The sequence below is a fragment of the Chryseobacterium viscerum genome, assembly GCF_002899945.2.
GTDB lineage: Bacteria > Bacteroidota > Bacteroidia > Flavobacteriales > Weeksellaceae > Chryseobacterium > Chryseobacterium viscerum.
Genome location: NZ_PPEG02000003.1, coordinates 104,173 through 127,131, shown reverse-complemented (window position 1 = coordinate 127,131; position 22,959 = coordinate 104,173). Strand labels below are relative to the sequence as shown.

17 protein-coding genes are annotated in these 22,959 nt (G+C 35.1%); 6 read left to right on the top strand and 11 right to left on the bottom strand.

All coding sequences use genetic code 11. The annotated features are described in order from the left end of the window. Positions 1-48 precede the first annotated feature (48 nt). On the top strand, positions 49-1,254 hold the full coding sequence (locus C1634_RS07125) for a metallophosphoesterase (protein WP_103233994.1): 1,206 nt from the start codon (positions 49-51) through the stop codon (positions 1,252-1,254). Between the two features lie 137 nt (positions 1,255-1,391). On the opposite strand, the gene C1634_RS07120 is transcribed toward C1634_RS07125, so the two are convergent. The 3 genes from C1634_RS07120 to C1634_RS07110 all read right to left on the bottom strand — a co-directional run bounded on the left by C1634_RS07120 (position 1,392) and on the right by C1634_RS07110 (position 6,155). Beyond that, positions 1,392-2,144, bottom strand: a complete 753-nt coding sequence (locus C1634_RS07120) for a polysaccharide deacetylase family protein (RefSeq protein WP_109738133.1) — start codon at positions 2,142-2,144, stop codon at positions 1,392-1,394. Between the two features lie 84 nt (positions 2,145-2,228). Beyond that, positions 2,229-3,194 (bottom strand): NAD-dependent epimerase/dehydratase family protein, encoded by a 966-nt coding sequence (locus tag C1634_RS07115; RefSeq protein ID WP_103232400.1) that lies wholly within the window; start codon positions 3,192-3,194, stop codon positions 2,229-2,231. 105 nt (positions 3,195-3,299) lie between these two features. Next, the gene (locus C1634_RS07110) at positions 3,300-6,155 is read right to left on the bottom strand and encodes a TonB-dependent receptor plug domain-containing protein (protein WP_103232399.1); all 2,856 of its coding nucleotides are present in this window, start codon (positions 6,153-6,155) and stop codon (positions 3,300-3,302) included. 237 nt (positions 6,156-6,392) lie between these two features. Between C1634_RS07110 and ggt the strand changes: the two genes are divergently transcribed. Further along, positions 6,393-8,081, top strand: coding sequence for a gamma-glutamyltransferase (gene ggt, locus C1634_RS07105; protein ID WP_103232398.1), 1,689 nt, complete (start codon positions 6,393-6,395; stop codon positions 8,079-8,081). A 200-nt stretch (positions 8,082-8,281) separates the two neighbouring features. Here the strand turns inward: ggt and C1634_RS07100 are convergent, their stop codons facing one another. Further along, positions 8,282-8,539, bottom strand: coding sequence for a hypothetical protein (locus tag C1634_RS07100; protein ID WP_103232397.1), 258 nt, complete (start codon positions 8,537-8,539; stop codon positions 8,282-8,284). Position 8,540: 1 nt separating this feature from the next. Next, complete coding sequence (locus tag C1634_RS07095; protein WP_123921415.1) at positions 8,541-10,592, bottom strand: ADP-ribosyltransferase domain-containing protein; 2,052 nt, start codon at positions 10,590-10,592, stop codon at positions 8,541-8,543. Positions 10,593-10,882: 290 nt separating this feature from the next. Here C1634_RS07095 and C1634_RS07090 point away from each other — a divergent pair, with 290 nt between their 5' ends. The 4 genes from C1634_RS07090 (at position 10,883) to C1634_RS07075 (ending at position 14,271) form a co-directional block, all read left to right on the top strand. Then, positions 10,883-12,163 (top strand): dicarboxylate/amino acid:cation symporter, encoded by a 1,281-nt coding sequence (locus C1634_RS07090; RefSeq protein ID WP_103232394.1) that lies wholly within the window; start codon positions 10,883-10,885, stop codon positions 12,161-12,163. A 166-nt stretch (positions 12,164-12,329) separates the two neighbouring features. After that, positions 12,330-13,145: a helix-turn-helix transcriptional regulator gene (locus C1634_RS07085; protein WP_103232393.1), complete on the top strand. Its 816-nt coding sequence runs from the start codon at positions 12,330-12,332 to the stop codon at positions 13,143-13,145. Positions 13,146-13,260: 115 nt separating this feature from the next. After that, positions 13,261-13,794 carry a cytochrome b gene (locus tag C1634_RS07080; protein ID WP_103232392.1) on the top strand — a complete coding sequence of 178 codons (534 nt, stop codon included), beginning with the start codon at positions 13,261-13,263 and terminating at the stop codon, positions 13,792-13,794. 12 nt (positions 13,795-13,806) lie between these two features. Next, positions 13,807-14,271 (top strand): DUF1772 domain-containing protein, encoded by a 465-nt coding sequence (locus tag C1634_RS07075; RefSeq protein WP_109738131.1) that lies wholly within the window; start codon positions 13,807-13,809, stop codon positions 14,269-14,271. A 38-nt stretch (positions 14,272-14,309) separates the two neighbouring features. On the opposite strand, the gene C1634_RS07070 is transcribed toward C1634_RS07075, so the two are convergent. From C1634_RS07070 to gyrB, 6 genes are all read right to left on the bottom strand, one after another. Beyond that, on the bottom strand, positions 14,310-15,200 hold the full coding sequence (locus C1634_RS07070) for a diacylglycerol/lipid kinase family protein (RefSeq protein WP_394337095.1): 891 nt from the start codon (positions 15,198-15,200) through the stop codon (positions 14,310-14,312). A 4-nt stretch (positions 15,201-15,204) separates the two neighbouring features. Next, on the bottom strand, positions 15,205-16,029 hold the full coding sequence (locus C1634_RS07065; protein WP_109738305.1) for an RsiV family protein: 825 nt from the start codon (positions 16,027-16,029) through the stop codon (positions 15,205-15,207). Between the two features lie 105 nt (positions 16,030-16,134). After that, on the bottom strand, positions 16,135-18,069 hold the full coding sequence (locus tag C1634_RS07060; protein ID WP_109738130.1) for a transglutaminase-like domain-containing protein: 1,935 nt from the start codon (positions 18,067-18,069) through the stop codon (positions 16,135-16,137). A gap of 2 nt (positions 18,070-18,071) precedes the next feature. Then, positions 18,072-19,964 carry a DUF3857 domain-containing protein gene (locus tag C1634_RS07055; RefSeq protein ID WP_109738129.1) on the bottom strand — a complete coding sequence of 631 codons (1,893 nt, stop codon included), beginning with the start codon at positions 19,962-19,964 and terminating at the stop codon, positions 18,072-18,074. 393 nt (positions 19,965-20,357) lie between these two features. Beyond that, positions 20,358-20,780 carry a DUF5684 domain-containing protein gene (locus C1634_RS07050; RefSeq protein ID WP_103235178.1) on the bottom strand — a complete coding sequence of 141 codons (423 nt, stop codon included), beginning with the start codon at positions 20,778-20,780 and terminating at the stop codon, positions 20,358-20,360. A gap of 81 nt (positions 20,781-20,861) precedes the next feature. Continuing rightward, a complete protein-coding gene (gene gyrB / locus C1634_RS07045) occupies positions 20,862-22,796 on the bottom strand; it encodes a DNA topoisomerase (ATP-hydrolyzing) subunit B (RefSeq protein WP_103235179.1) in 1,935 nt (644 codons plus the stop codon). Positions 22,797-22,959 lie beyond the last annotated feature (163 nt).

The following is a 22,959-nucleotide window of genomic DNA, read 5'->3' as shown; positions in this document are numbered from 1 at the left end:
TATAAAAAGCACAGGGAAGTTTTTCTTTGTGCTTTTTTTGACCAGAACATGCAAAAGAATTTTTTAATCATCGCGGGAATCTTCCTGTTTTTGGAAGTGTATATTTATCAGGCTATCAGAACTCTTACTGACAATTCCTGGATCAAAATCGGATATTGGGTAATTTCGTTAGCCGTGTATGGAATTTTCGCCTATGAAGTCACTCATTACCAAAGGTCAGACCGAAGTATGGTAAGGGCTCAGATCATGATTTCATTATTTTTAATTTTCATCCTTCCAAAAGTTTTCGTGATTCTGTTTTTATTAATTGATGATATCATCCGAATTGGAGGCTATCTGATAGGTTTTGCCCAACCATCGGAAAATTTCTTCCCGGAAAGGAGGAAGTTTCTGAGCATTGTAGGTTTGGGAATGGGAGGCGTTCTTTCGGCTCTTTTCATAGACGGAATTACTTTTGGTAAATATCGCCACACCGTAAGAAGAGTAAGAGTTAATTTCGCCAACCTTCCAAAAAGCTTCAAAGGATACAAAATCATTCAGATTTCTGATGTTCATAGCGGAAGTTTCTCTGATCCAAGCAAATTACAGCACGCTATTGATCTGATCAACGAACAGAAGCCCGATCTGGTATTATTTACCGGAGACATGGTGAATAATGTGGCGGATGAGTTCAAACCTTTTATTCCTTTATTCTCAAAAATTCAGGCTAAAGATGGTAAACTTGCCGTCCTAGGAAACCACGATTATGGAGATTACGTAACCTGGGGATCCCCTGATGCTAAAAAGAAAAATCTGGACACCCTGATCGATTATGAAAAGCAGGCTGGTTTTGATATGTTAAGAAATGAACACAGGGTAATTGAAAAAAATGGCGAGAAACTCTACATTTTAGGCGTCGAAAACTGGGGTTTAAAACCTTTTCCGCAGTTTGGTAAAATTGACGATGCTTTAAAAGGCGTTCCTGAATCTGCTACTAAGATCTTAATGAGCCATGACCCTACCCACTTTGATTATGTAGTAAAAAAGCACCCTTCAAACATCCACCTGACCCTTTCCGGACACACACATGGAATGCAGTTTGGTTTAGATCTTAAAAATGTAAAATGGTCACCGGTACAATACCGTTACCCAAAATGGGCAGATTTATATGAAAGTGAAGGAAAACTACTGTATGTAAACAGAGGATTTGGTGTATTGGGATACCCGGGAAGAGTGGGTGTATTACCGGAGATTACTCTTTTTGAGCTGAGTTAGAGGTCCAGGCTTCGGGATGCGAGATTCGGGGTGCAAGTTACGTGCTACATAACATTAAACCTTGAATTTTCTCCCTAATCCCTGCAACCTAATCCCTGCAACCTAATATCTGCAACCTATCACCTATCACCTATCACCTAAAAAATATAATCTTTCATACGGGAAGTAGCCATTTCCCTGTCATTGAGAAAAGTAAGGAGGGCATCTAATTTGTCCTCCATTTTTTTGCCCGAAAATAAGCTTCGGTAAAAAGGAATATCAAAACGATATCTCTTAAAATCTGTAAACTGCCAGGTGTTTAGATAGATCAAAACAAATTCTTCATTCTGCAAAGTTTCCAAAACCATATTCTGATAATACTTCATCGGCAGGATCTGAAATACAAAATCATTATAGGGCAGCTGGCTGTAAGGAGAGATGCTTTCCGGAACAATACTCAGCCCATCCTCTTCTGTAATTTCGGTATCTCTTTTGAGTCTTTTGAAAGGGAAAAGAATATTCGCATTATCGATATTGGAGACATAATTAAATTCCATCAGCTTCAAATTTTCCTGCGGAACTTTTACATCTTTCTGACGAATTCCCCTGATCTGTTTTTCCAGAAGATCCTGAATATTTTTTTTGGCTTTTTCAATTTCTTCAGGATTGGAGTCTTTATTATAAAAAGCAATTTCATGCCCTTTGGATGAAATTGCTTTTATTAAATTCTGAAGTTTTTCAGTAAGGGAAACCTCAACAAAAAAACTTGATTTGATATCATGAATATCTAAAATTCTAAGAATTGCTTTGGTATTATCTTCTGTAATTTTTAGTCTCTCTTCATCGGTAATTTGGGAGCCATTTTTCACTTCAGCTTCAATACATGTGATGTTAAAAGTCAATAATACCATTTAAATTAAAGTTTAGATAAATTATATAAAATATTAAAAATCAATTGTTAAAGAAATATCTAATTAAAGTATTACTTTATATAATTAATCCTTTCCTAATTTTACTTTCAAATTCTTGATCATGTCCTTTGTCATTTCAGAAATTCCGAAATCATACGTCAATCCCCAGTCTTTTTTAGCGACTGAATCATCAATAGAAGCTGGCCATGAATCTGCAATTGCCTGTCTGAAATCTGGCTTATAATCGATGGCAAAATCAGGAATTTCTTTCTTGATTTCTTCTGACAATTCTTTTGGAGTAAAAGACATTCCACCCAAATTATAAGAAGAACGAACCGTTACACTTTCTTTTGGAGCATCCATCAATTTAAGAGTTGCATTGATGGCATCATCCATATACAACATCGGCATTCCTGTATCTTCAGAAATGAAACTTGTATATTTTCCATCTTCTATTGCCTTGTAAAAAATCTCAACAGCATAGTCAGTCGTTCCACCCCCTGCAGGAGTTTTCCATGAGATCAATCCAGGATATCTGATACTTCTTACATCCACCCCATATTTATCGAAATAGTATTCACACCACTTCTCCCCTGCCATTTTCGAAATTCCGTAAACAGTTGTTGGATTCAACACTACATCCTGTCCTACGTCATGTTTTGGAATTCCTTTTCCAAATACAGCAATAGAACTCGGCCAGAAGATCTTTTTAAGAAGCCCTTCTTTCGCCACTTCACAAAAATGAAGCAGTGGTTCAAGATTCAGTTTCCACGCGAAAATAGGCTGCTTTTCCGAAGTCCCGGATAAAAGCGAAGCTAAGTGGTACACTGTCGTAATTTCATAATCATGGATCACCTGTCTTACCAACTGAGTGTTGGTAACGTCCATTCTTTCATAGTGTCCGGCGGAAGTAATTCCTTCCTGCCATCTGTCCAATCCTGAAGCGACAACGTTCTCCGCTCCGTGGATTTCAACAAGTCTGTTTGTCAGTTCTGTGCCGATTTGTCCCAAGGCACCTGTAATCAGTATTCTTTCCGTATAGGATTCCATTTTTCAGATTTTTTTTAGAATTGTACAAAAGTAAAAAAAACATGCCAACCATAATAAAAAAGGTACACTTTCGTATACCTTTTATCATCCTAAGAAAAATATTGATTAAAAATTAAGATTCACTCTCGCAAAAAGAAATCTTCCATTCATCCCAAATTGAGAAACATTTCTGGAATAAACAAACTGATTAGAATTTGACAAATCGATAGTGCTTGGAGTTGCAGAATACACAACATTCCCGTTAGCATCTACTCCTGTTGCTCTTCTGGCTGCTACAGGCCCATAGTTTTTATCAGGATAAATATCGAAGATATTATTTGCTCCTATGGTCAGCCTAAACGATTTTGAAAAATTGTATCCCACAGAAAAATCTGTGATAACTTTTCCTCCCCAAACCGGGTGTTCTGTTTCTACAGCCTGTCCGTTGATAACTTGAGCCCCAACAATTCCGTCCCCATTTACATCAACCACATTAGGATCCGTCACTTTACCAAAATACACGTTTCTTAAAAGAAAGCTTAATTTATTTATTTCCAATGAATTATTTAAAGATGCTTTAAATCTTGGGATAGCTTCTTCAACATATACACGGCTTGCTTCCGAATAATATCTATTAACCTGCCCAGCCTGTATTAAAACATCTGAACCATGAATATCTCCAACCCTGTTTGTTTTAGAAACAGTAACAGCCAAATCTGAATTTAGCGAAACACTTCCTAAATGAGTCTTATGAGAGATTACTCCTTCCACACCTTTTGTCTGAGTATCAATGGCATTGGCAAAAAATGTAGCAGCTGTAGCATTGGCTGCATCAAAAGCAAGTTGTAAATTTCTTAAAGGAGTTCCATCTGCATAAGTTCCCGATGGTCTTGAAAACTGATCAGTAAGTACAACTCTATTATTTACTCTAGTATAATATCCGTCTAAAGTTACGCTAAGTTTAGCATCCGGAAATTTAGCCGTAAAACCAGCAGAAAAACTCTTAGATTCTTCCTGATTCAATTGCGGAATCCCCAGAATTTTAGCGGCATTGGAATCATTTGAAAAAGTTCCCACTTCAAAAGGAACTCCTCCTACAAATTGAGTGGAAGTGGAGTTAAAGTACATCTGCTGTAAAGAAGGCGCCCTGAATCCTGTAGAATGAGCGGCTCTGAAATTGAAGGTTTCAGTGATTTTATAGCGAGTAGCAATTTTATAATTAAATGTAGAACCAAAATCTGAATAGTTCTCATATCTTAATGCCGCACTTACAAGCCACTTGTCTGTAATATCCAATTCTGTATCAGCATAAAGAGCAACAGAGTTTCTTCCTTTACTCAATGCATTTTCCGGTCTGAAACCCGGAAAAACCTGAGAACCTCCCGGTCTGCTGTTTCCAAAGAAATCTGTAGGTTTCATATTTGCAGGAGTTGTCGGGGTCTGAATATTTCCGTTAACATCATACAGTGCCCATGAGGCTTCTTCCCCATTTGTAATTTTAAAATTCTCAAATCTGGCCTCTCCACCAAAAGCTACATTAAATCCTTTTAACCAATCCACTTTGGTATCGAAATCTGCATTGATGGTATTTTGTGAAAAGCCAAGCCCTCCTGCGTCGAAGCTGGTTTTACTTGGATATCTCATACTTGCATTGGCGGTATTTTCGATCGTATAATCAAACGTATTTTTTCCGAAAGTATTACTGATGTCGTAATTCACCCTGCCTAATTTTCCTTTAAACCCAGCAGAAAAAGAAACATCAATAACATCAGAAGATATTTCCGGTAAAAACCCATTGGGATAAATAGAAGTAGACGTTCTGTTCTGATTCGGTAATCTGTAAAATCCTGCAGCATTGCCATGTCTGTAAGAATAGCCTCCAAAAGCATATCCTCTCACCCCGGAAGCAATTTCAAATTCGGAATTAACAAATAACTGACCACTGGTAAGCTTGGATTGCCCCACCCTCATATTAAAATCATTTCTGGTCAATCCTCTGTAATCCAATTCATTATTAGTGACATCAAAATTCAATGCAGACTGCATCGCAGAAATGGTATTTGCATTCTGAATCTGGTTTAATTGCTGTGTGGTAAAATAGGAAACGTTTTGAGAATATTGCTTAATATCATTCAGAATTTGATTAGAATTTGGGGTATTATTGATATTTGAAAACAGGGAGGAAATATTGACTCCATTTTGTAAAGCCCGCTGTTCTACAGCATTATAAGCATTAAAGATATTGGAAGTATTGGCATTGGCTCTTCTTGTATCATCTCTTTTCATCAAACCACCTGTAAAGTTTATAAAACCATTTTTTCCAAGATTTACACCATAATTAAGGTCAAGCTGGTATTTCCCTCCGTCCCATCCTCCGGAATGGTCATTTGATCCTTTAGAATTAAATCCTCCGACTGTAATTGCTGAAGTCAGAGTATTTGTATTTTTCTTCATGATGACATTGATCACTCCGGCAATAGCATCAGAACCATACTGCGCTGAAGCTCCATCCCTCAATACCTCCAGCCTTTCAATAGCAAACGCCGGGATAGCATTCAAGTCTGTCCCTACAGATCCTCTTCCGGGTGAACCATTAATATTAACCAGTGAGGAAGTATGCCTTCTTTTTCCATTGAGTAAAACCAACACCTGATCTGGTCCCAATCCTCTTAATTGCGCAGGGTCCACATGATCTGTCCCATCTGCTACGGTTGCAGAGTTTGAAGTGAAAGAAGGTGCAGCGTAATTCAAAATTTGATTAAGGTCAGTTTGTGGACTTAATAATGACTGTGAACCGATATTAATTACATCTACCGGTACTGGTGTATCCGTTGCTACTCTGGCTTTATTTCTGGAACCGACAGTAATCTTCACCTCCTCAACAGTCTTAATACTTAATGAATCATTAGTTTGAGCCACAGCATTTGCTGAAATAAAAAACAGGGCTCCCACTAAAACAATTTTCTGGTAATTTTTTTTCATGCGTATTTTTTTCAAATGTATATAAATTACCATTTATAAAAAACACAATAATCAACAAATAATTAATTTTAGAAAATATTTAAACATATTTATCTTATTTAAATACAAAATAAACAATAAAACAACTTAATGATTGATAGTTTTATAAATTAACGAAATCTTCTTTATTTTATTTACTCTCTTGATATTGGGATTTTATTTTAAAAATGATATTTTTGTTTTAAACCTGTAATTTTTATGAAGAAAGTATTTTTAGTTGGAACCCTTCTCGCCTATAGTTTTTCCTGGTCACAGTTTACAAATTTCAATATTATCAAAGAGGTACAGGTCAAAAACAAAGGCGTTGTAGTCTCTGCACACCCTTTAGCCAGTGAAGCGGGGGCCAAAATCTTAAAAATGGGCGGAAATGCCTACGACGCTGTTACAGCTACACAATACGCCCTTGCTGTTGTATATCCTCAGGCAGGAAATATCGGAGGGGGCGGATTTTTGGTAGGTGTAAAAAATAATGGAGAAAAATTCACACTGGATTACAGGGAAACCGCTCCAAAAAAGGCTTCCAGGGACATGTATATCGATAAAAAAGGAAAAGCAGATACAGACCTTTCTCAAAACGGAAGACTGGCAGTGGGTATTCCTGGAAGTGTGGCAGGATTTTTCGCTACGCTGAAGTACTGTAAACTGCCTATGGAAAAAATTATTCAGCCTGCAATTGATCTGGCGGAAAAAGGATTTACCATCACAGACAAGGAGGCTGAAATGCTGAATAATCAGAGAGAAAAATTTCAGAGACATAATAAGTCTTCCATTATTTTTGTGAAAGATGCTCCGTGGAAAGCTGGAGATCTGCTGGTTCAAAAAGAACTAGCCGAAACATTGAAACTCATTCAAAAATTAGGACCAAAAGGTTTTTATGAAGGGAAAACTGCAGAGCTTCTGGTGGCTGAAATGAAAAGAGGAAACGGAATCATAACGCTGGAAGATCTTAAAAACTATAAAGTTGCAGAGAGAAAAGCGCTTGAATTCGATTACAAAGGAAACGATGTTGTAACGATGCCTTTACCTTCAAGTGGCGGAGTCCTTCTTGCCCAAATGCTGAGAATGGCAAGTTTTGAAAACCTTGAAAAATATCAGCAAAACTCTACAAAGGCCGTTCAGATTATGGCCGAGGCAGAACGAAGAGCTTTCGCAGACAGAGCGGAATATATGGGAGATCCAGATTTTATTCAGGATAAAACTGCCTATCTGATTTCTGATGAATATTTGAAAAACAGATGGAAAAGTTTCAGCTTTGATAAAGCAACTCCAAGTGCAGAAGTCGGTAAGATCATAGCACAGCCTAAAGAATCTATGCAGACCACCCATATCTCCGTACTTGACAAGGATGGAAATGCCGCTTCTGTAACAACAACTCTTAATGGGTATTACGGCAGTAAAGTACTGGTTTCAGGAGCTGGTTTCTTTTTAAATAATGAAATGGATGATTTTTCCATCAAACCGGGCGTACCCAATATGTTTGGAGCAGTAGGAGGAGAAGCCAATTCTGTTCAACCGAATAAAAGAATGCTTTCTTCCATGACTCCTACTATTCTTCTTAAGAATGGAAAACCTTATATGGTAGTGGGAACTCCAGGGGGTACTACAATTCCAACTTCGGTGTACCAATCTATTGTCAATGTTGTGGATTTTAAACTGAATGCCAATCTTTCAGTCAATGCACCCAAATTCCATCATCAGTGGCTACCAGAAACTATCACGGTAGAAAATAACTTTCCTGAAAGTACTATTTCTGAACTGAAAAGTAAGAATTACGTCATTGAAAAGATAAAATATATTGGAAAAACAGAAATGATTGTCCTTGACGAGAATGGAAACATTCATGCAGTAGCAGACGGCCGCGGAGACGATTCTGTAGCGGTGGAATAATCATTATTTTACGATTAACCCAATTATATATACAGCTACAGCTCCGGCTTGATTCTAAAAAGGGTGAAAACCTTTTTAGAATCAAGCCGGAGTTTTTTTATATCAAACTTATTTAAAATTTTATAAATATAAATGATTGGTTTTACCTTGATATTACTGTAGAACCAATCATTTTTTACTATGGTCAGATTAAATCATAACTAGCTCAAATCAGATTTTTTATACTTCTCTTTAGCAAGTTCCTTTTGGCGATAGTATTCTAACTTCTCTTCGGGTGTCATTAATTCCAGTTTCAATGTTCTGATTTCTTGTGATAATTTTCTATATTCTTCATAAAGATGAGCATTTTCAGAATGGTACTGCTCTAACTCTTGTTCGGTTTTAAAACCTTTTAAAATAATAGGTCTTAATTCTTCAGCTCGACTAATTTTCTTATTTAATAATTCTTGCTTTTCCATTTTATTTTTCGCTAATCGTTATTTTAAACATATCATTTCCGTTAGTAGGGTTTTTAATTTTCTCTATGTCTTCCACAATAAACTTCGTATTGCTTCTAAAAAGCACTTCTCGCTCAGCGGGTAATAATGAGGCAGTTTCTATGTTCTTGCCATTTTTTCCCGTAATTTTTATAAAAACATTATATCCTACATCATCAACCATCATTTCTTCAACAGCCATATAATCATAAGTAGAAGATGTAAAGCCTTTCTTTTCAATTGTCTTACCTATTGCATATTCTTTACTCAACATCTCAGGAGACATTTTTTCTAACCTGTAAAAAGTAGACGAGCTTGTTTTTGGTAATTTCTTCAAAGCATTATTGAGCAACTCTTTAAATGCTTTATATTCTTCTGTTATCGCAACTTCTCCTCTTAAAGCTCTGTTTAAACCAGAATAATATCCTGATGTATAAAGCCTTACTGCCGTTTCTTCTTCCAAAGATAAATATTTTGCCATATACCTTGTGTTGGAAAGTTCAACTAATATTTTCTGAAAAGCAGGATTTTCTCCCAAAACCTTTAAATATTTGGAATATCTTAATTTTGAAGCTAAAGAAGAAAAACTTCTAAAAGCACTCGCTTCAAACTCAGGTAATAAAGCAGCTGCAATATTTTCCAAAACCGTCCATCGGTCTTCAGCCAGTTGTTTTTCAGTAAAATAATTAGCAACAATTGTAGGTATGAAATAATCTTCCTTATCATCTGGTATTCTCAATGGAGTAAAGGCATCATTTATCCCTAATGTTTCAGAACCACTTTCCGAAGGAGCTTGATTCCCATTTTCATAAGAATGAATGGTAAAACCGACTTCAAATTTCTTCTCTTTTTCCAAAAATCCGCTCCAATACACAAATCTGTTTTCAACAACACCATTTTTCAATGTGTCTTTCATTTCGAGAGAATAGGTTATCGCATTTTGGTAATCAGAATTTTTCCATGCATTAATTCCCACTTTTGTCAATGCAATAATGAAATCTTCAAGATAGCCGGCTTTGAGTTTATTCAAAACTTTTCTTACTACGTTAGGATTGTTATTGACTTGTATGCTCCACCAAACACCATTTTTTACACCTTTTAACAAATTAATAACCGAAAGGTTTTCATTTGTCCCAGATGTATCAATAGCTTTTTCAGAAAGAGAGACAAAATCTTTCCAAAGTATTTCATCGGTAAGAGCTTCCAAGACAAAATCAGGAATATTTTCATATAAGGCATCAATAATATCAGGGTTGCTTTTAGCCGTTGCAAAAAAATGTTTATAATCTAGGATAATATCATTTTTCATTTGCTCGGCTTGTGAATTACCTTTTATAATTCTCAAAAATTCAATGAAAGTTTCTGCATTCCCAGTATAAAGCTTTATTGCAATATATTCATCATTCAGTTTGAAATCATAAGGACTTTCTGTTGCATCTGTTTGTAAATCAGAAAACTTCTTATCCTCTCCATCTTTATAGATAAAGTTAAGATTATAGGTTACTTTATAGTTATCAAAATAAATCCCAAAATTGTAAGAGTTGCTCAATAAGTTTTTTCTGGTATTCAGTTTGGATACATCAAAAACAGCCTGAGTTTCTTTATCGTTCTTTTTATATACAAAAGGTTTGTTATTTTTAATACTGCTGAATACAGGAGCATTAAATGAAGAAGAGCCTGAATAAATGGTTTTATCTTCCAACAAATATTTTTCTGGTTCAAATAAAAAGCTATTTATCAGTCCTAATTTTTCTTTTAAATCTTTTACAAGAAGTTCATAATTAATTCCACCTGTATAAAAATCTTTAGATAAAGCATCGTAATCTTCAGTTGTAGGTTTATAAAAAGCACTGTTTTTTCCAAAAGGTGTGTTTAATGCGTGCTCATTGGAAATTTCATCAAATATTTTGTTGGGTCTTATCCCTTCAAAATGGTCTTTACCACTTCCATAAATTCCTTTTTCAAGCCCTGCAAATTGTATGATACGGCTTCCTCGAAGTATTCGTTTGCTTTCTTCGTCAATTTTTTTTTCCATAAAATTATGTTTTAGTTGTTTTCTTTTCTGAAACCTTTCTAAAAACAAATGTAAATGGCAATAGCGACAAAACTTGACGTGTCAAAATTTCCTTCTATCCTTTTTTTGAAGGACTTGAGGAATATTTTTTGACAAATGACATATTTTTTTTCCAAATTTCCTCGACTACAATGTTTAGATGAGTTTATCCATAGATAAATTTTCTCTACAGATTCTTTTCAATGACATTTGTCATGTTTTTAGATAAATTTTCTTAATTTTCGCCCTTAAAAAAACAAAACGACTGTTCTTTGAAAGCAAAAAAAATATACAATCAGCTTTACTTCCAGGTTATTATAGCAATAATTGCCGGTATTTTTCTTGGAAATTTCTATCCTGAATTGGGAGAAAAGATGAAACCCCTTGGGGACGGATTCATCAAATTGGTAAAAATGATTATCGCTCCGGTGATCTTTATAACCCTCACCCTGGGAATCGCCCATATGACCGATCTGAAAAAAGTAGGAAGAATTGCCATAAAAGCAATGATCTATTTTTTCACATTTTCAACTCTTGCTCTTATCATTGGCTTATTTGTGGGGAATATCTTACAGCCTGGTCATGGTTTGAATATTGATCCTGCTACTCTTTCAGGTGACGTTTCACAATATCAGGTAAAAGCCCATGAGTCAACGCTTACAGGGTTTATTATGAATATTATTCCGGAGACTTTATTCAGTCCTTTGGTGGGTGAAAATATCCTTCAGGTTCTTTTGGTTGCAATTTTAATGGGTGTTGCGCTGGTTTTAACCAAAGAGAAAAGTCAAAAAGTAACCGACTTTTTACAGGATCTGTCAACTCCGGTATTTAAAATTGTTCATATGCTCATGAAGCTTGCCCCCATCGGTGCTTTTGGAGCAATGGCATTTACGATTGGAAAATATGGGCTCCATTCTGTATTGAACCTTATATTTCTGGTTGCTACATTCTATATTACTTCTATTCTTTTTGTAGTTCTGGTATTGGGAGCTGTAGCGTGGTATAACGGTTTTAATATTTTTAAGCTCATTTTTTACCTTAAAGAAGAACTTCTTCTCGTTCTGGGTACCAGCTCTTCAGAGTCTGCTTTACCGGGAATCATGGAAAAACTTGAAAAAGCAGGCTGTTCGAGGGCAATCGTAGGTCTTGTAGTCCCTACAGGGTATTCTTTCAATCTTGACGGAACGAATATTTACATGACCCTGGCCTCTCTTTTTATTGCTCAGGCTTTAAACATTCATCTTCCTATTGAAAAACAGCTGATGTTACTTTTGGTAGCTATGTTAAGTTCAAAAGGAGCCGCAGGCGTTACCGGTGCTGGATTTGTAACACTGGCAGCAACATTGGCGGTAGTTCCTGAGATTCCTATTGCCGGAATGACGCTAATCTTAGGAATTGATAAGTTCATGAGTGAGTGCCGTGCATTAACGAATGTTATTGGAAATTCTGTGGCTACTGTTGTAGTGGCCAATTGGGAGAAACAGCTTGATAAGGGGCAGCTTCAGTACTGCCTGGATCATCCGGGTGAGGTTGAAAAAAAGCTGGAAGTTTGATCTTCACTGAACGAATCATCCCAAAAATGTTTTTCCTAAAATATCTAGTTTAGAAGTAGTGTAGATCATCTATAGTATTTACAATATAGCTAAATTTATAACGTTATTCTTTGAACCATATTGATTAAGTCCAATAAGACAACTAACAATAAATCATAAATAGAGCATGGACAGCCATAATAATTTCACGCTCAGGAAGCCCGAAAACCCATTCCTCTCCACAATTGTTGAATATTATTTCTACATTGATATTCCAGTATCTCAACTCACTGAAGAAGCTGAATTTATGATACCCTTTCCTCGGATAACAGTTGGCTATTTTTTTGATCATCCTTTTATGGTCGTTAATAACACATTAAATAAATCCCAATTAATAAACACCGCCATATCAAGAATCTCCACCCAAAAAATAAACGTAAAGCCAACTACTGACAGAATAAAAATTTTAGGCGCCCACGTAAGACCTTTTGGATTGGCTTATTTTACTAAAAAACCTATAAACAAATTACCTTGGTTAATCAACACCCAAGAACTTTTTGGTAATGTCGCTAAAGATTTTATGCAAAAAATACATTTCTTGTCCGATACGGAAGAGATGTTCAATGCGATAGAAAATGTCTTTTTAGATAATATTCTTATTCGTGATTTATCACTTATCACCAAGGCCATTGATTTGATCGAATCAAACTTCGGGCATATTGAAATAACAGAACTTTCAAAACAATTAAACGTTACAGACCGTACTTTACGAAATCACTTCTATGAATATGTGGGATGCTCACCAAAGGAATATTTTCGTGTGGTCAAATTGAAACAAATTGCCTTTCAAATGAAGTACTCTGAAAATTCGTTAACACAAATTGCCCATGATAACAATTATTTTGACCAGGCACACTTTAATCATGAACTTAAAGATATAACAGGTCAATCTCCCAAAATTCTCCGTAAAGAAATCCCCAATTTCCGATTTTTACAATTTTAGCTTTTATACTATTTATACTTTCGTCATACAAGTAAAATATAACTTTTAATATCAGTCATAGAGCCACTATGAGACAAGAAAGTTATCGGGAAATTATAGACGAAAAAGTATAAAGATGAAAAAAATTATTAAAAACAACCTTTCTGAAAAGTACAGCAAAGGAACTATTATCATACACTGGATAAGCTTAGTTCTAATTATTTTATTGTTACCCACAGGATTTCTCATGCAGGAAATGAAAGCAGAAATGAGACTCAATTTGTTGAGGGTACACACTCTTTTCGGTATTTTGATTTTTGTACTTACCTTAATTCGAATTTTATTTTTCTTTCGAAATCAAAGGCCATCAAAGTTAGAAACGGGAAGCTCTTTTCATAATAAATTGGTAGTATGGATAGAAAGTTCTTTTTATTACCTACTCATCTTCTTGTGTTTATCAGGTATAACAACTCTTATAACAAGCAATCTTACAGAAGCTATACAAAATTCGGAAGCTTCCCTTTTACCAAAAAAACTGGATACTCCTCCACTCATTACCCACAGAGCATTAGCGATATTATTGATCGTTTTATTGATCGTACACATTGGAGGGGTTGTTACGCACTACTTGAAAAATAAAGAAAATACATTAAAGAGAATTTTACCTTAAAAATTTAATCCTATGAAAAAATACACATCCTTACCATTACTTTCTTTGATCACACATTCCCTTTTTGTAGGAGGATGCACGGTGATATTATTTGTGTTGATTCCTTTTTGGCAAAAAATAGGTGCTGAAGATTTTTTAACTTGGTTTTCACTCAACTCTAAATCGGTGGGATTAACCATGCTGCCTCTTGAAGCTGTACCATTAATAATTTCAATATCAATGTATATCATTGCCTATAAGCAAAGGCTTACAACCCAAAATATCTGGCTCGCTAACCTGATTTGTAATGTAATTATTTTAATCATGTTCTTTGCCTATTTCATGCCCGCTAATGCAGCTATGGCGTCTAAAAATATACCAATAGAACATGTTGCCGGAGAATTAAAAAGATGGGAAATAATACATAGCCTAAGAACATTCTTAGCAATCCTGGCAATTTTATTTTGTGGACTTGCGATGAGGAAAGAGCAAAAATAAAAAGGCTCAATTAAAAACTCATTACGGAGTATTACAAATTATATCAGAATATTCAAACTGGCGGGTTGTACCTTAACGTGGATGGGTGATTTGATCTTATTGAATTCCCCATCAAGATGCCAGTTTTTGGTATTGACTTTAAATGATATTTCAGAAACCGGAAGATAAGTAACATATTCATCATCTTTCAGCCTTTTAGTAAACATCCTGAAAGCAAACAGTGCAGAATAGGTCAGCGGGAATTTTTTCACCAACACCATATCAACCAGTCCGTCACTTTTACTTGCTTTGGGAGCAATGTAAGCATTATTACCAAACTGGCGGGTATTGGCAATGTTCAACATCAGATAACGGCCATTATACTGCTGGTATTCTTCATCAGTAAACTTCACCTTGATCGGCCTATAATTGAAGAAGGTCTTCAGGGAAACTTTGATATAGTTTTTGAACCCACGACTCGTTTTTTCAAATTCCTTGACCACTTTACCATCGAAGCCCGTCCCTGAAACATTGATAGAAAGCTTGTCATTTACAGTAAACGTATCAATCTTTCTGGAGTTTTTTGTTTTTATTTTTTCTAAAAGTTCATCAAGGTTTTTGCTGAAGCGGGTTTCATTGGAAAATCCGTTTCCTGAACCTGCCGGAAAAATAGCCAGAATTTTTTCTGTATTAATAAGGTTTCTAGCTATGGTAGAGATTGTTCCGTCCCCCCCAATTGCTACAAAGATATCCACCTCTTCGAAATGGGCCTGAATAAACTCATCTGTTCCCAGAATAGATTCTGATACATAATACAAGGGATTATTAACCTTTGTTTTAAGTTCGTTCAAAAACGGCTGATAGTTCTTTTTGGCCGAAAAAGGATTGATAATAAAAGCTACTTTTTCCATTACCGCAAAATTAAAAAATGCTTCCTGAACTGGAAGCATTAATTCACTTAATTTTCATTCTTTCTTTAAATTCTGCATTTATTGTGCCTTTAAGGTCTTCCCAAGAAATAGGAATCGTGATATCACCTGCTGCAAAAGCGGCAATTTCGTAAGGACTGTAATGAAAATACAGATTCTTGTTATCAAAATAAAAATTATCAGACGCCGGAATTTTCTCAACAAGAAGCATTTCTGAGTTTTTCACTCCTCCGTCACCATCCATTGTTCCGCTGTTAATTTTATCGATATTTTTCATCAGAATGGCTTCAATCTTATTTTTAGGCATTGAAGTAATATCTTTCAATTCTAGTTTTTTGCTGTTTTTAAGATCAAAAACTCTTTCTGAAAAACCATAATTATCATGAGCTCCTCCTTCATATCCGCTTCCTACATATTGAATATGCATATAGCCGTTTGTATTGGAAATCAGATTCATGTGTGAGCTTGAATACCAATTTTGCGCATAAGTAACGTCTGAAACCCATTCTTTATTATCATTTTTCATAGAACTGAAATAATCATTTTTTGATTTATCAAGATAGGTCTGAAGTCCGGTTTTGGAAAAGTCTTTGATTTTATCATTCTGAAAATAGATACTGTCTAGTAGCTTCTTATCTTTTAAAGCAGGGAAAACCAATAGTTTTGAGGTGAAAGAAACTTTTAAAGAGTCTGTAATCATTGTAGAATCGTTTACTTTCACAGAGTCTACCACAAATTCTTCGGATGTTTTATTTTCGGTTTTTTCTGCTGGTGCTGTCTTTTCATTTTTTTTGCAGGCAGTTATCGCTAAGAAAGAAGACAATGCTATAACAGCAATCGTGTTTTTCATAATTGTAATTTTTGGGATAACAAATACAAAAACCATTCAAAAGATGAATGGTTTTTGAAAAACTTTATTTTTTTATATTAAGTTTTGTTTAAGTTACCTTAAAAATTACTTTTTAACAAGGCTGATCACCTGATTTTCAAATTTTGAAGCAACTCCCCAGATTTGTTTAAATGCAGGATAATATTCTTTAGGATAATCTGAACTGCTAATTTTTGTCGTGGTAGTAACCTCTAGTTTATTTCCTTTTTGCTCCACAGAATAGGTATATGCTATTTCTTTATCTTCTGTGACGATCTTTTTAGATTTAGGCATCTCTTCAATGGTATATCCTTCAGGAATTTCAAGAATAACCTTTTTCACTTTGGTAATAGGCGATCCGAAATCAATAGGATATTTTCTGGCTTCAACCTGATCAAATTCATTAGAACTCTTGTTTAAGAACAACATTGGATTGATGATCATTTTCTTTCCTACTCTATCAATTAGATTTGATGAAGAGAATTTCATACTGCTTTCAAATTCACCATTTTCCAATACTTTTGAATTGATATCCGTGAAGTCCATTGAGAAATTTTCCTTATACTGTTTTTTATATTTCTCAGCATTATCATCATAGTTATCTTTGGCATACATCGCATAAGCACCAGTATCTTTATCAGAATAGGTTCCGGAAATGCTTCCATCATCATTGATTTTAGCATTGGCTGTAAGGAAAGTATTGCTTGATTTTGTATTGGTCATCTGAATCTGTAACGATTTACCCTTTGTCACAAGAATACCAAATTGGTTCCAGTTCTTAAGAGGGATTTCATCCAATGAAGACTGCTTGGAAGTTGCATCATAAATATGAAACTGGTCATTAAGACTGATCGCAGCCAATACAAAATTCATATTGGAAATATTAGGTGACACCAGATTGATCACACCGTTTTCTACTGTAGAAATAACCAGCGGATCTGCTTTAAGACCTGCTTCACGAAGCATCATTACCAGAAAAAGATTAATTTCTGCGGCATTTCCGACCTTCGTTTCTAAAAGTTTTTTGATACCATCCTCAGTATAAACTCCTCTGTCTTTATTCCAGGTAAATGTCTTCTGAACGTATGAAAAAATAGCATTTGCCTTTTCAAGATCAGTTTTCATTTCTGAAACTCCTGTCGGCATATTTTCTTTAGCTAATTTTGTTTTCTTCAATTGTTCTCCAAAGTCTTCATTCTCATAAAGTCTTTTCCCAATTTGATCCCATGATGATGAATAGAGTTTGAGTTCTCCGAAATTGGTAGAATTAAGTTCTGCGCCTATTTTTGTTCTAAAATTTCTATCATTTCGTACAAATTTTTCAGTTTTAAAGCCTTTTACATTTTCATAGGCAAATCGGTATGTTTTATACTGAGCGCCATACAGGTTTCTCTCTTCAACCTCTTTGTGTTTAGGCATCATTTCTCCGGTATAGTTTACATTATAAGACATGTTGATCGGCGCATCCAAAACGTATTCAGTATTCAGTGAAGGGGTATCGGACTCTATCAACACTTCCGGAATAATAAAACGGAAGGGTGATATGATTTCATACTGATATTCTAAAATAGACCCATTCTTCACATTGGGAAAAGCAAATTTCGTCAGGGTAACATATTTATTCTCTTTACTTTTGTACTGAGAACTCTTTTCCACTTTTACAGGAACTGCACTCCCATTTTCAAGATTGTAAGTAAAAGCCTTGAACTTGCCTAGTGATTCTCTATTGCTCCCCACATTATAAATAGGAATTTCAAGATTCAACCAATCTTCCGCTTTATCTTTATCATAAATCTTAACTCTGTAAAAGTATTTTTTGTGCAGATTCCCTGTGCTTGCATCTACCATAAAATAAGCAGATTTATACAAAATCTCGGCAGGTGCATTTTCATCCAATAAAGATTTTGCTTTAGACAGATCTGCATCATTAAATTTAGGTGGATTCAGAAATTCATATTTCTTCTGCGCATTGATCAATATTGCACTGGCAGAGCAAAGAAGCAATACTATTATTTTTTTCATGGTTATATTTTTGTTATTAAAATTTTTGAATTATCCATATTCAGAATTTTTTTTCTGAAACTTATGTACTCGTTATATTTCTCTTTTGGATACAATCCTTTGTTAATCTGCATCTTTCTGATCACTTTTACCCCGTCTTCACTTTTAACAAAACTTAGCTTATAGGATCCAAATTCAGAAGTAATACTGGAATTATCAGGAGTTTCATCTACTTTATAGCCTAAAGGAAGGACAAAAGCAATTTCATATTCATCTTCATAAGACATGTTGACCTCAAAAGGAAGTTCACGATTTTCGTCCGCTTTATAAATAACATCAGAAAAAATAGGAACCGATCTGAACAAAAGGCTGTTTCCGGCTTTTTTAGAGAAATTATTGGTTTTAAAGTCTAAATCATAGGTAATGACAGCATTATCTTTATCATTGTTGAAGTTTTTCATTTCCACTTTTTCAAAGTTTAAAATGTCAAAATTCAATTTCACTGCATCATTTTTTTCTTTGGGATTAAGATTGACAAACCTCAGATTATAATCATACTGATTTCCTGTGTAAGAAAAATTACCAGCCCCTGTAATACTATTATCCTCATTAAGATTCACTCTCAATACCTGCTTCTCTTTATTCTGCTCTGCTTTATAAACAGGTGTATTGATGAGTTCGATTCCCTTTGGGGTCACAGCAAGTACATTCCTATCGGTTGTACTGTAACTTAAATGGTTAAAAGCTATTTGTTGAGAGGTATTTTCAAGCCAGATATTCCCTTTTTCAGTCGGAACCATCAAGATGATGTGATTTCCCCCCATAGAAGGAAATTCCGGATCAAAGGAAACCTGTGAACGTCCGGAATTGATAATACAATAATTAGAAGGAATTCCTGCTTCGTTCAAAAGGATTTTCATATAATTCGTAAGTCCTTTGCAGTCTCCATACCCTTTTTTCTGAACCTCATCCGGCATCATGGGCTGCCAGCCGCCTATCCCTAATGACACCGCTATATATCGGGTCTTGTTCTGCATATACTGATAAATCTTCTTTACTTTATCCTCCACAGATCCCTGCAGCTGTAAAGAGGTAACTTCCGCTTTGATAGCAGGAGTAGATGCTGAAACAGGGATCAGAAGATCATTATAAATCCAGGTTCCGAAATCTGTCCAGTTATTTAAAGTTCCTTCTTTCCCTGCCAGATTAAATCTCGCCAGTGCAAAGTTGACTGAAGGTAAAATTTTAACAGGTTGTGGGATCATAAAAGCATCATCAATGGCAGGTACATTTTTGTATGAGTATGTTTTATCGTTTCCACTCCCACTTTCTATAACAGAGGTGTAATTGTATTTTGAAGGATAAATCTTAGATCTAAGCTCAATTCCTGAAGTGTTTATGATTTTAAACTGTGCTTCTTCCAAAGATGTTTTAGTGGAAGTAAAAGGGACAAAACGTGGGATAAAAACAGTATCTTCATCTTCTGCTTCATAAGAAAACTCAACAGTATAGGGGTATTGAGCCGGTGTATAGGAATAAAGCAATATTCTGTTATCAGAATAAAAGACCCCTTGGGAATTGTTGGCCATATCTTTAAAATCAGACTTTGACACACTTTTAATTTTTTTCCCGGCTTCATCGTAAATAGTAACTTTTATATTCGAAATGCTTTTTGACTTATCATAAGGAATATAAGCAACCGCCTCGTCATTACCGTCTTTATTTAAAACTGTAGTGACCGTGTTATACTGGTATTTTATTTCATCACGTTTATTGATCTGAACCGTCGTGAAATCCTTTCGTATAACAACATTAGCATTTTTCTTTAAATTCTCAGGAATTGCAGAAGCAGGATAGCTTTGTGCAAAATAGAATGAGGCAGCAGAGAGAGCTCCAAGGATTAGTATTTTCATCATAGTATTAAAATTAAGCAAAAATAAGAAAATCTTAATAACTGTTAAAAAAAATATAAAAGGCTTCAACGGGTGAAGCCTTTAAACTAATACTTAAAAAGTACTGTCTTAAATGTACCTATAAGGATATGAACACATTATCAACTTTTCATCATCAAATTCTGAAAAGTTAAAAACAGAATATCTAAACTCATTCTATCTTAGAAAATGTATTTATTCTGTATCATGAAGCGATACGCCTCATATTGTCTGCGCCTCAAATTTAGAATAAAATACAATCCCTATAATTCTGAACCTGTAGAATTAATAATAAAGACGGATACAATTAATTCTACAGCCCAAAAGGGTTATTAATAAAAAAAGACTCCATTTCTGGAGTCTTTAAGTTTTTTCTTTTTAATCATTTGGAACCAATTTACTATCATAAGGATCACTTCCAAGCCCCAATACAGGAATAAAAATAAATCCGAACAAGAGTATTAAAATAGTGTACAGAGGAGTTTCTTTAGCAAAACCTTTGGCAAGTCTGTCATATACTACCCAGCATGCATAAATATTCACTAGTGGAATAAAGAAAAGAATGATCCACCATATTGGTTTTTTCACAATCTCCAACAATACTATTGTATTATAAATCGGAATAAAGGCGGCCCAGGCATCCTGTCTTCCTGCTTTCTGAAAAATTTTGTATATGCAATATCCATAGAATATATAGCATAATAGGCCGAAGAACATGGTTCCGAGTCCTAATCCTGCAGCGGCTGCGCCAGACACTGCATCTGCCCCATTGTAAGGGTCTGTTTGTAAAAGAGTTAACATATTATTGTTTTTTTGGTTTGCCCAAATATAAAAAAAGCTTCTAAATAATTAGAAGCTTTTTGATTATATTTTTAAAAACGTTTATGCATCAATTTTTGCATATTTCGCATTTTTCTCGATAAATTCTCTTCTTGGTGGAACCTCATCTCCCATTAACATTGAGAAAACACTGTCGGCTTCCACTGCATTATCAATCGTTACCTGCTTAAGAATTCTGTGTTCAGGATTTAACGTTGTTTCCCAAAGCTGCTCAGGGTTCATTTCTCCAAGACCTTTATAACGCTGTACTTCTACCCCTTTTCCGTCCGGAGCCATTTCTAAAGTAAATTCCTCACGTTCTTTCTCATTATAAGCATATACCTTTCTGTTTCCTTTCTTTAATAGATATAAAGGGGGTTGAGCGATATAAACATATCCATTCTCAATAAGTTCCTTCATAAATCTGAAGAAGAAAGTAAGAATAAGTGTAGAAATGTGAGATCCGTCGATATCAGCATCGGTCATGATCACCACTTTATGATATCTCAGCTTAGCCATATTCAGGGCTTTGCTATCTTCTTCAGTACCTACAGAAACTCCAAGAGCGGTATAGATATTTCTGATTTCTTCGTTATCATATACTTTATGAAGCATAGATTTTTCTACGTTCAAAATTTTACCTCTTAAAGGAAGAATAGCCTGGAAGTGTCTGTCTCTTCCTTGTTTAGCTGTTCCACCTGCGGAATCTCCCTCTACAAGGAAAAGTTCAGATTCAGCTGGATCTTTGGATGAACAGTCAGATAATTTTCCGGGAAGTCCTGAACCTCCCATAGGAGATTTTCTTTGAACCATTTCACGGGCTTTCTTAGCGGCCTGTCTTGCTTTTGCTGCTAAAACTACTTTCTGAACAATAATTTTCGCTTCGTTAGGGTTTTCTTCAAGGAAATTAGTAAGCATCTCCCCTACGATTTTATCTACAGCACCGGAAACTTCAGAGTTTCCTAGTTTTGTTTTGGTCTGTCCTTCAAACTGAGGTTCCATTACTTTTACAGAAATTACAGCTGTCAATCCTTCACGGAAATCATCACCGGTAATTTCTACTTTTTCTTTTTGAGGAATACCTAAATCATCAGCATACTTCTTCAGTGTTCTTGTTAAAGCACGTCTGAAACCAGCAAGGTGAGTTCCTCCCTCATGGGTATTGATATTATTTACATAAGAGTGAAGATTTTCGTTGAATGATGTATTGTAACGCATCGCTACTTCTACAGGAATATCATCTCTTTCTGCTTCCATGAAAATAACGTGCTCCATAATAGATTCACGGTTTCCATCGATATACTCTACGAATTCTTTTAATCCTCCTTCAGAATGAAAAACTTCTGCAGGGAATGATCCGTCTTCGTTAGGATTTCTCTCATCAACAAGAGTGATTGTAATTCCTTTATTAAGAAAAGCAAGTTCTCTTAATCTTGTTGCAAGCGTATCATAATTATAAACAAGTTCCTGGAAAATGGTTGCATCAGGTTGGAAGAAAACTTCTGTTCCTCTTTCCTCGGTCGTTCCAATTTCCGCAACCTCTGTAAGTGCTTTTCCTTCTGAATATCTTTGTTGGTATAATTTCCCTTCACGGCTTACTGTAGCCACTAATAAAGTTGAAAGTGCGTTCACACAAGAAACACCCACTCCATGAAGACCTCCAGATACCTTGTAAGAATCTTTATCAAATTTCCCTCCTGCTCCAATTTTAGTCATTACAACCTCAAGAGCCGATTTCTGCTCTTTTTCGTGAAAATCTACAGGAATTCCCCTACCGTTATCTTTTACAGAAATACTTTCTCCTTGGTGGATCGTTACCAAAATGGTATCGCAATATCCTGCTAAAGCCTCATCAATAGAATTATCTACTACTTCATAAACCAAATGATGAAGACCTCTTACTCCTACATCTCCAATGTACATTGAGGGTCTTAGTCGAACGTGTTCCATTCCTTCTAAGGCTTGGATACTGCTAGCTGTATATTGTTTTTGACTCATATAAAATTAATAAATTTGCCTAATGCAAAGACTTACAAATATCGTGATTTTTTTCGACGTATGAAAGTTAAAAAGTGTCAAAAAAATGTAGAGTTTTCTTAGTAAAAATATAAAGAATAACAAGCCAATAAAAGATTCAAAATTAAAATGTATTGCTGAAATA

Coding starts and splice junctions, on each gene's coding strand:
- C1634_RS07125 (WP_103233994.1), top strand. CDS start 49: ATGCAAAAGAATTTTTTAATCATCGCGGGAATCTTCCTGTTTTTGGAA.
- C1634_RS07120 (WP_109738133.1), bottom strand. CDS start 2,144: ATGGTATTATTGACTTTTAACATCACATGTATTGAAGCTGAAGTGAAA.
- C1634_RS07115 (WP_103232400.1), bottom strand. CDS start 3,194: ATGGAATCCTATACGGAAAGAATACTGATTACAGGTGCCTTGGGACAA.
- C1634_RS07110 (WP_103232399.1), bottom strand. CDS start 6,155: ATGAAAAAAAATTACCAGAAAATTGTTTTAGTGGGAGCCCTGTTTTTT.
- ggt (WP_103232398.1), top strand. CDS start 6,393: ATGAAGAAAGTATTTTTAGTTGGAACCCTTCTCGCCTATAGTTTTTCC.
- C1634_RS07100 (WP_103232397.1), bottom strand. CDS start 8,539: ATGGAAAAGCAAGAATTATTAAATAAGAAAATTAGTCGAGCTGAAGAA.
- C1634_RS07095 (WP_123921415.1), bottom strand. CDS start 10,592: ATGGAAAAAAAAATTGACGAAGAAAGCAAACGAATACTTCGAGGAAGC.
- C1634_RS07085 (WP_103232393.1), top strand. CDS start 12,330: ATGGACAGCCATAATAATTTCACGCTCAGGAAGCCCGAAAACCCATTC.
- C1634_RS07080 (WP_103232392.1), top strand. CDS start 13,261: ATGAAAAAAATTATTAAAAACAACCTTTCTGAAAAGTACAGCAAAGGA.
- C1634_RS07075 (WP_109738131.1), top strand. CDS start 13,807: ATGAAAAAATACACATCCTTACCATTACTTTCTTTGATCACACATTCC.
- C1634_RS07070 (WP_394337095.1), bottom strand. CDS start 15,200: ATGCTTCCAGTTCAGGAAGCATTTTTTAATTTTGCGGTAATGGAAAAA.
- C1634_RS07065 (WP_109738305.1), bottom strand. CDS start 16,029: ATGAAAAACACGATTGCTGTTATAGCATTGTCTTCTTTCTTAGCGATA.
- C1634_RS07060 (WP_109738130.1), bottom strand. CDS start 18,069: ATGAAAAAAATAATAGTATTGCTTCTTTGCTCTGCCAGTGCAATATTG.
- C1634_RS07055 (WP_109738129.1), bottom strand. CDS start 19,964: ATGATGAAAATACTAATCCTTGGAGCTCTCTCTGCTGCCTCATTCTAT.
- C1634_RS07050 (WP_103235178.1), bottom strand. CDS start 20,780: ATGTTAACTCTTTTACAAACAGACCCTTACAATGGGGCAGATGCAGTG.
- gyrB (WP_103235179.1), bottom strand. CDS start 22,796: ATGAGTCAAAAACAATATACAGCTAGCAGTATCCAAGCCTTAGAAGGA.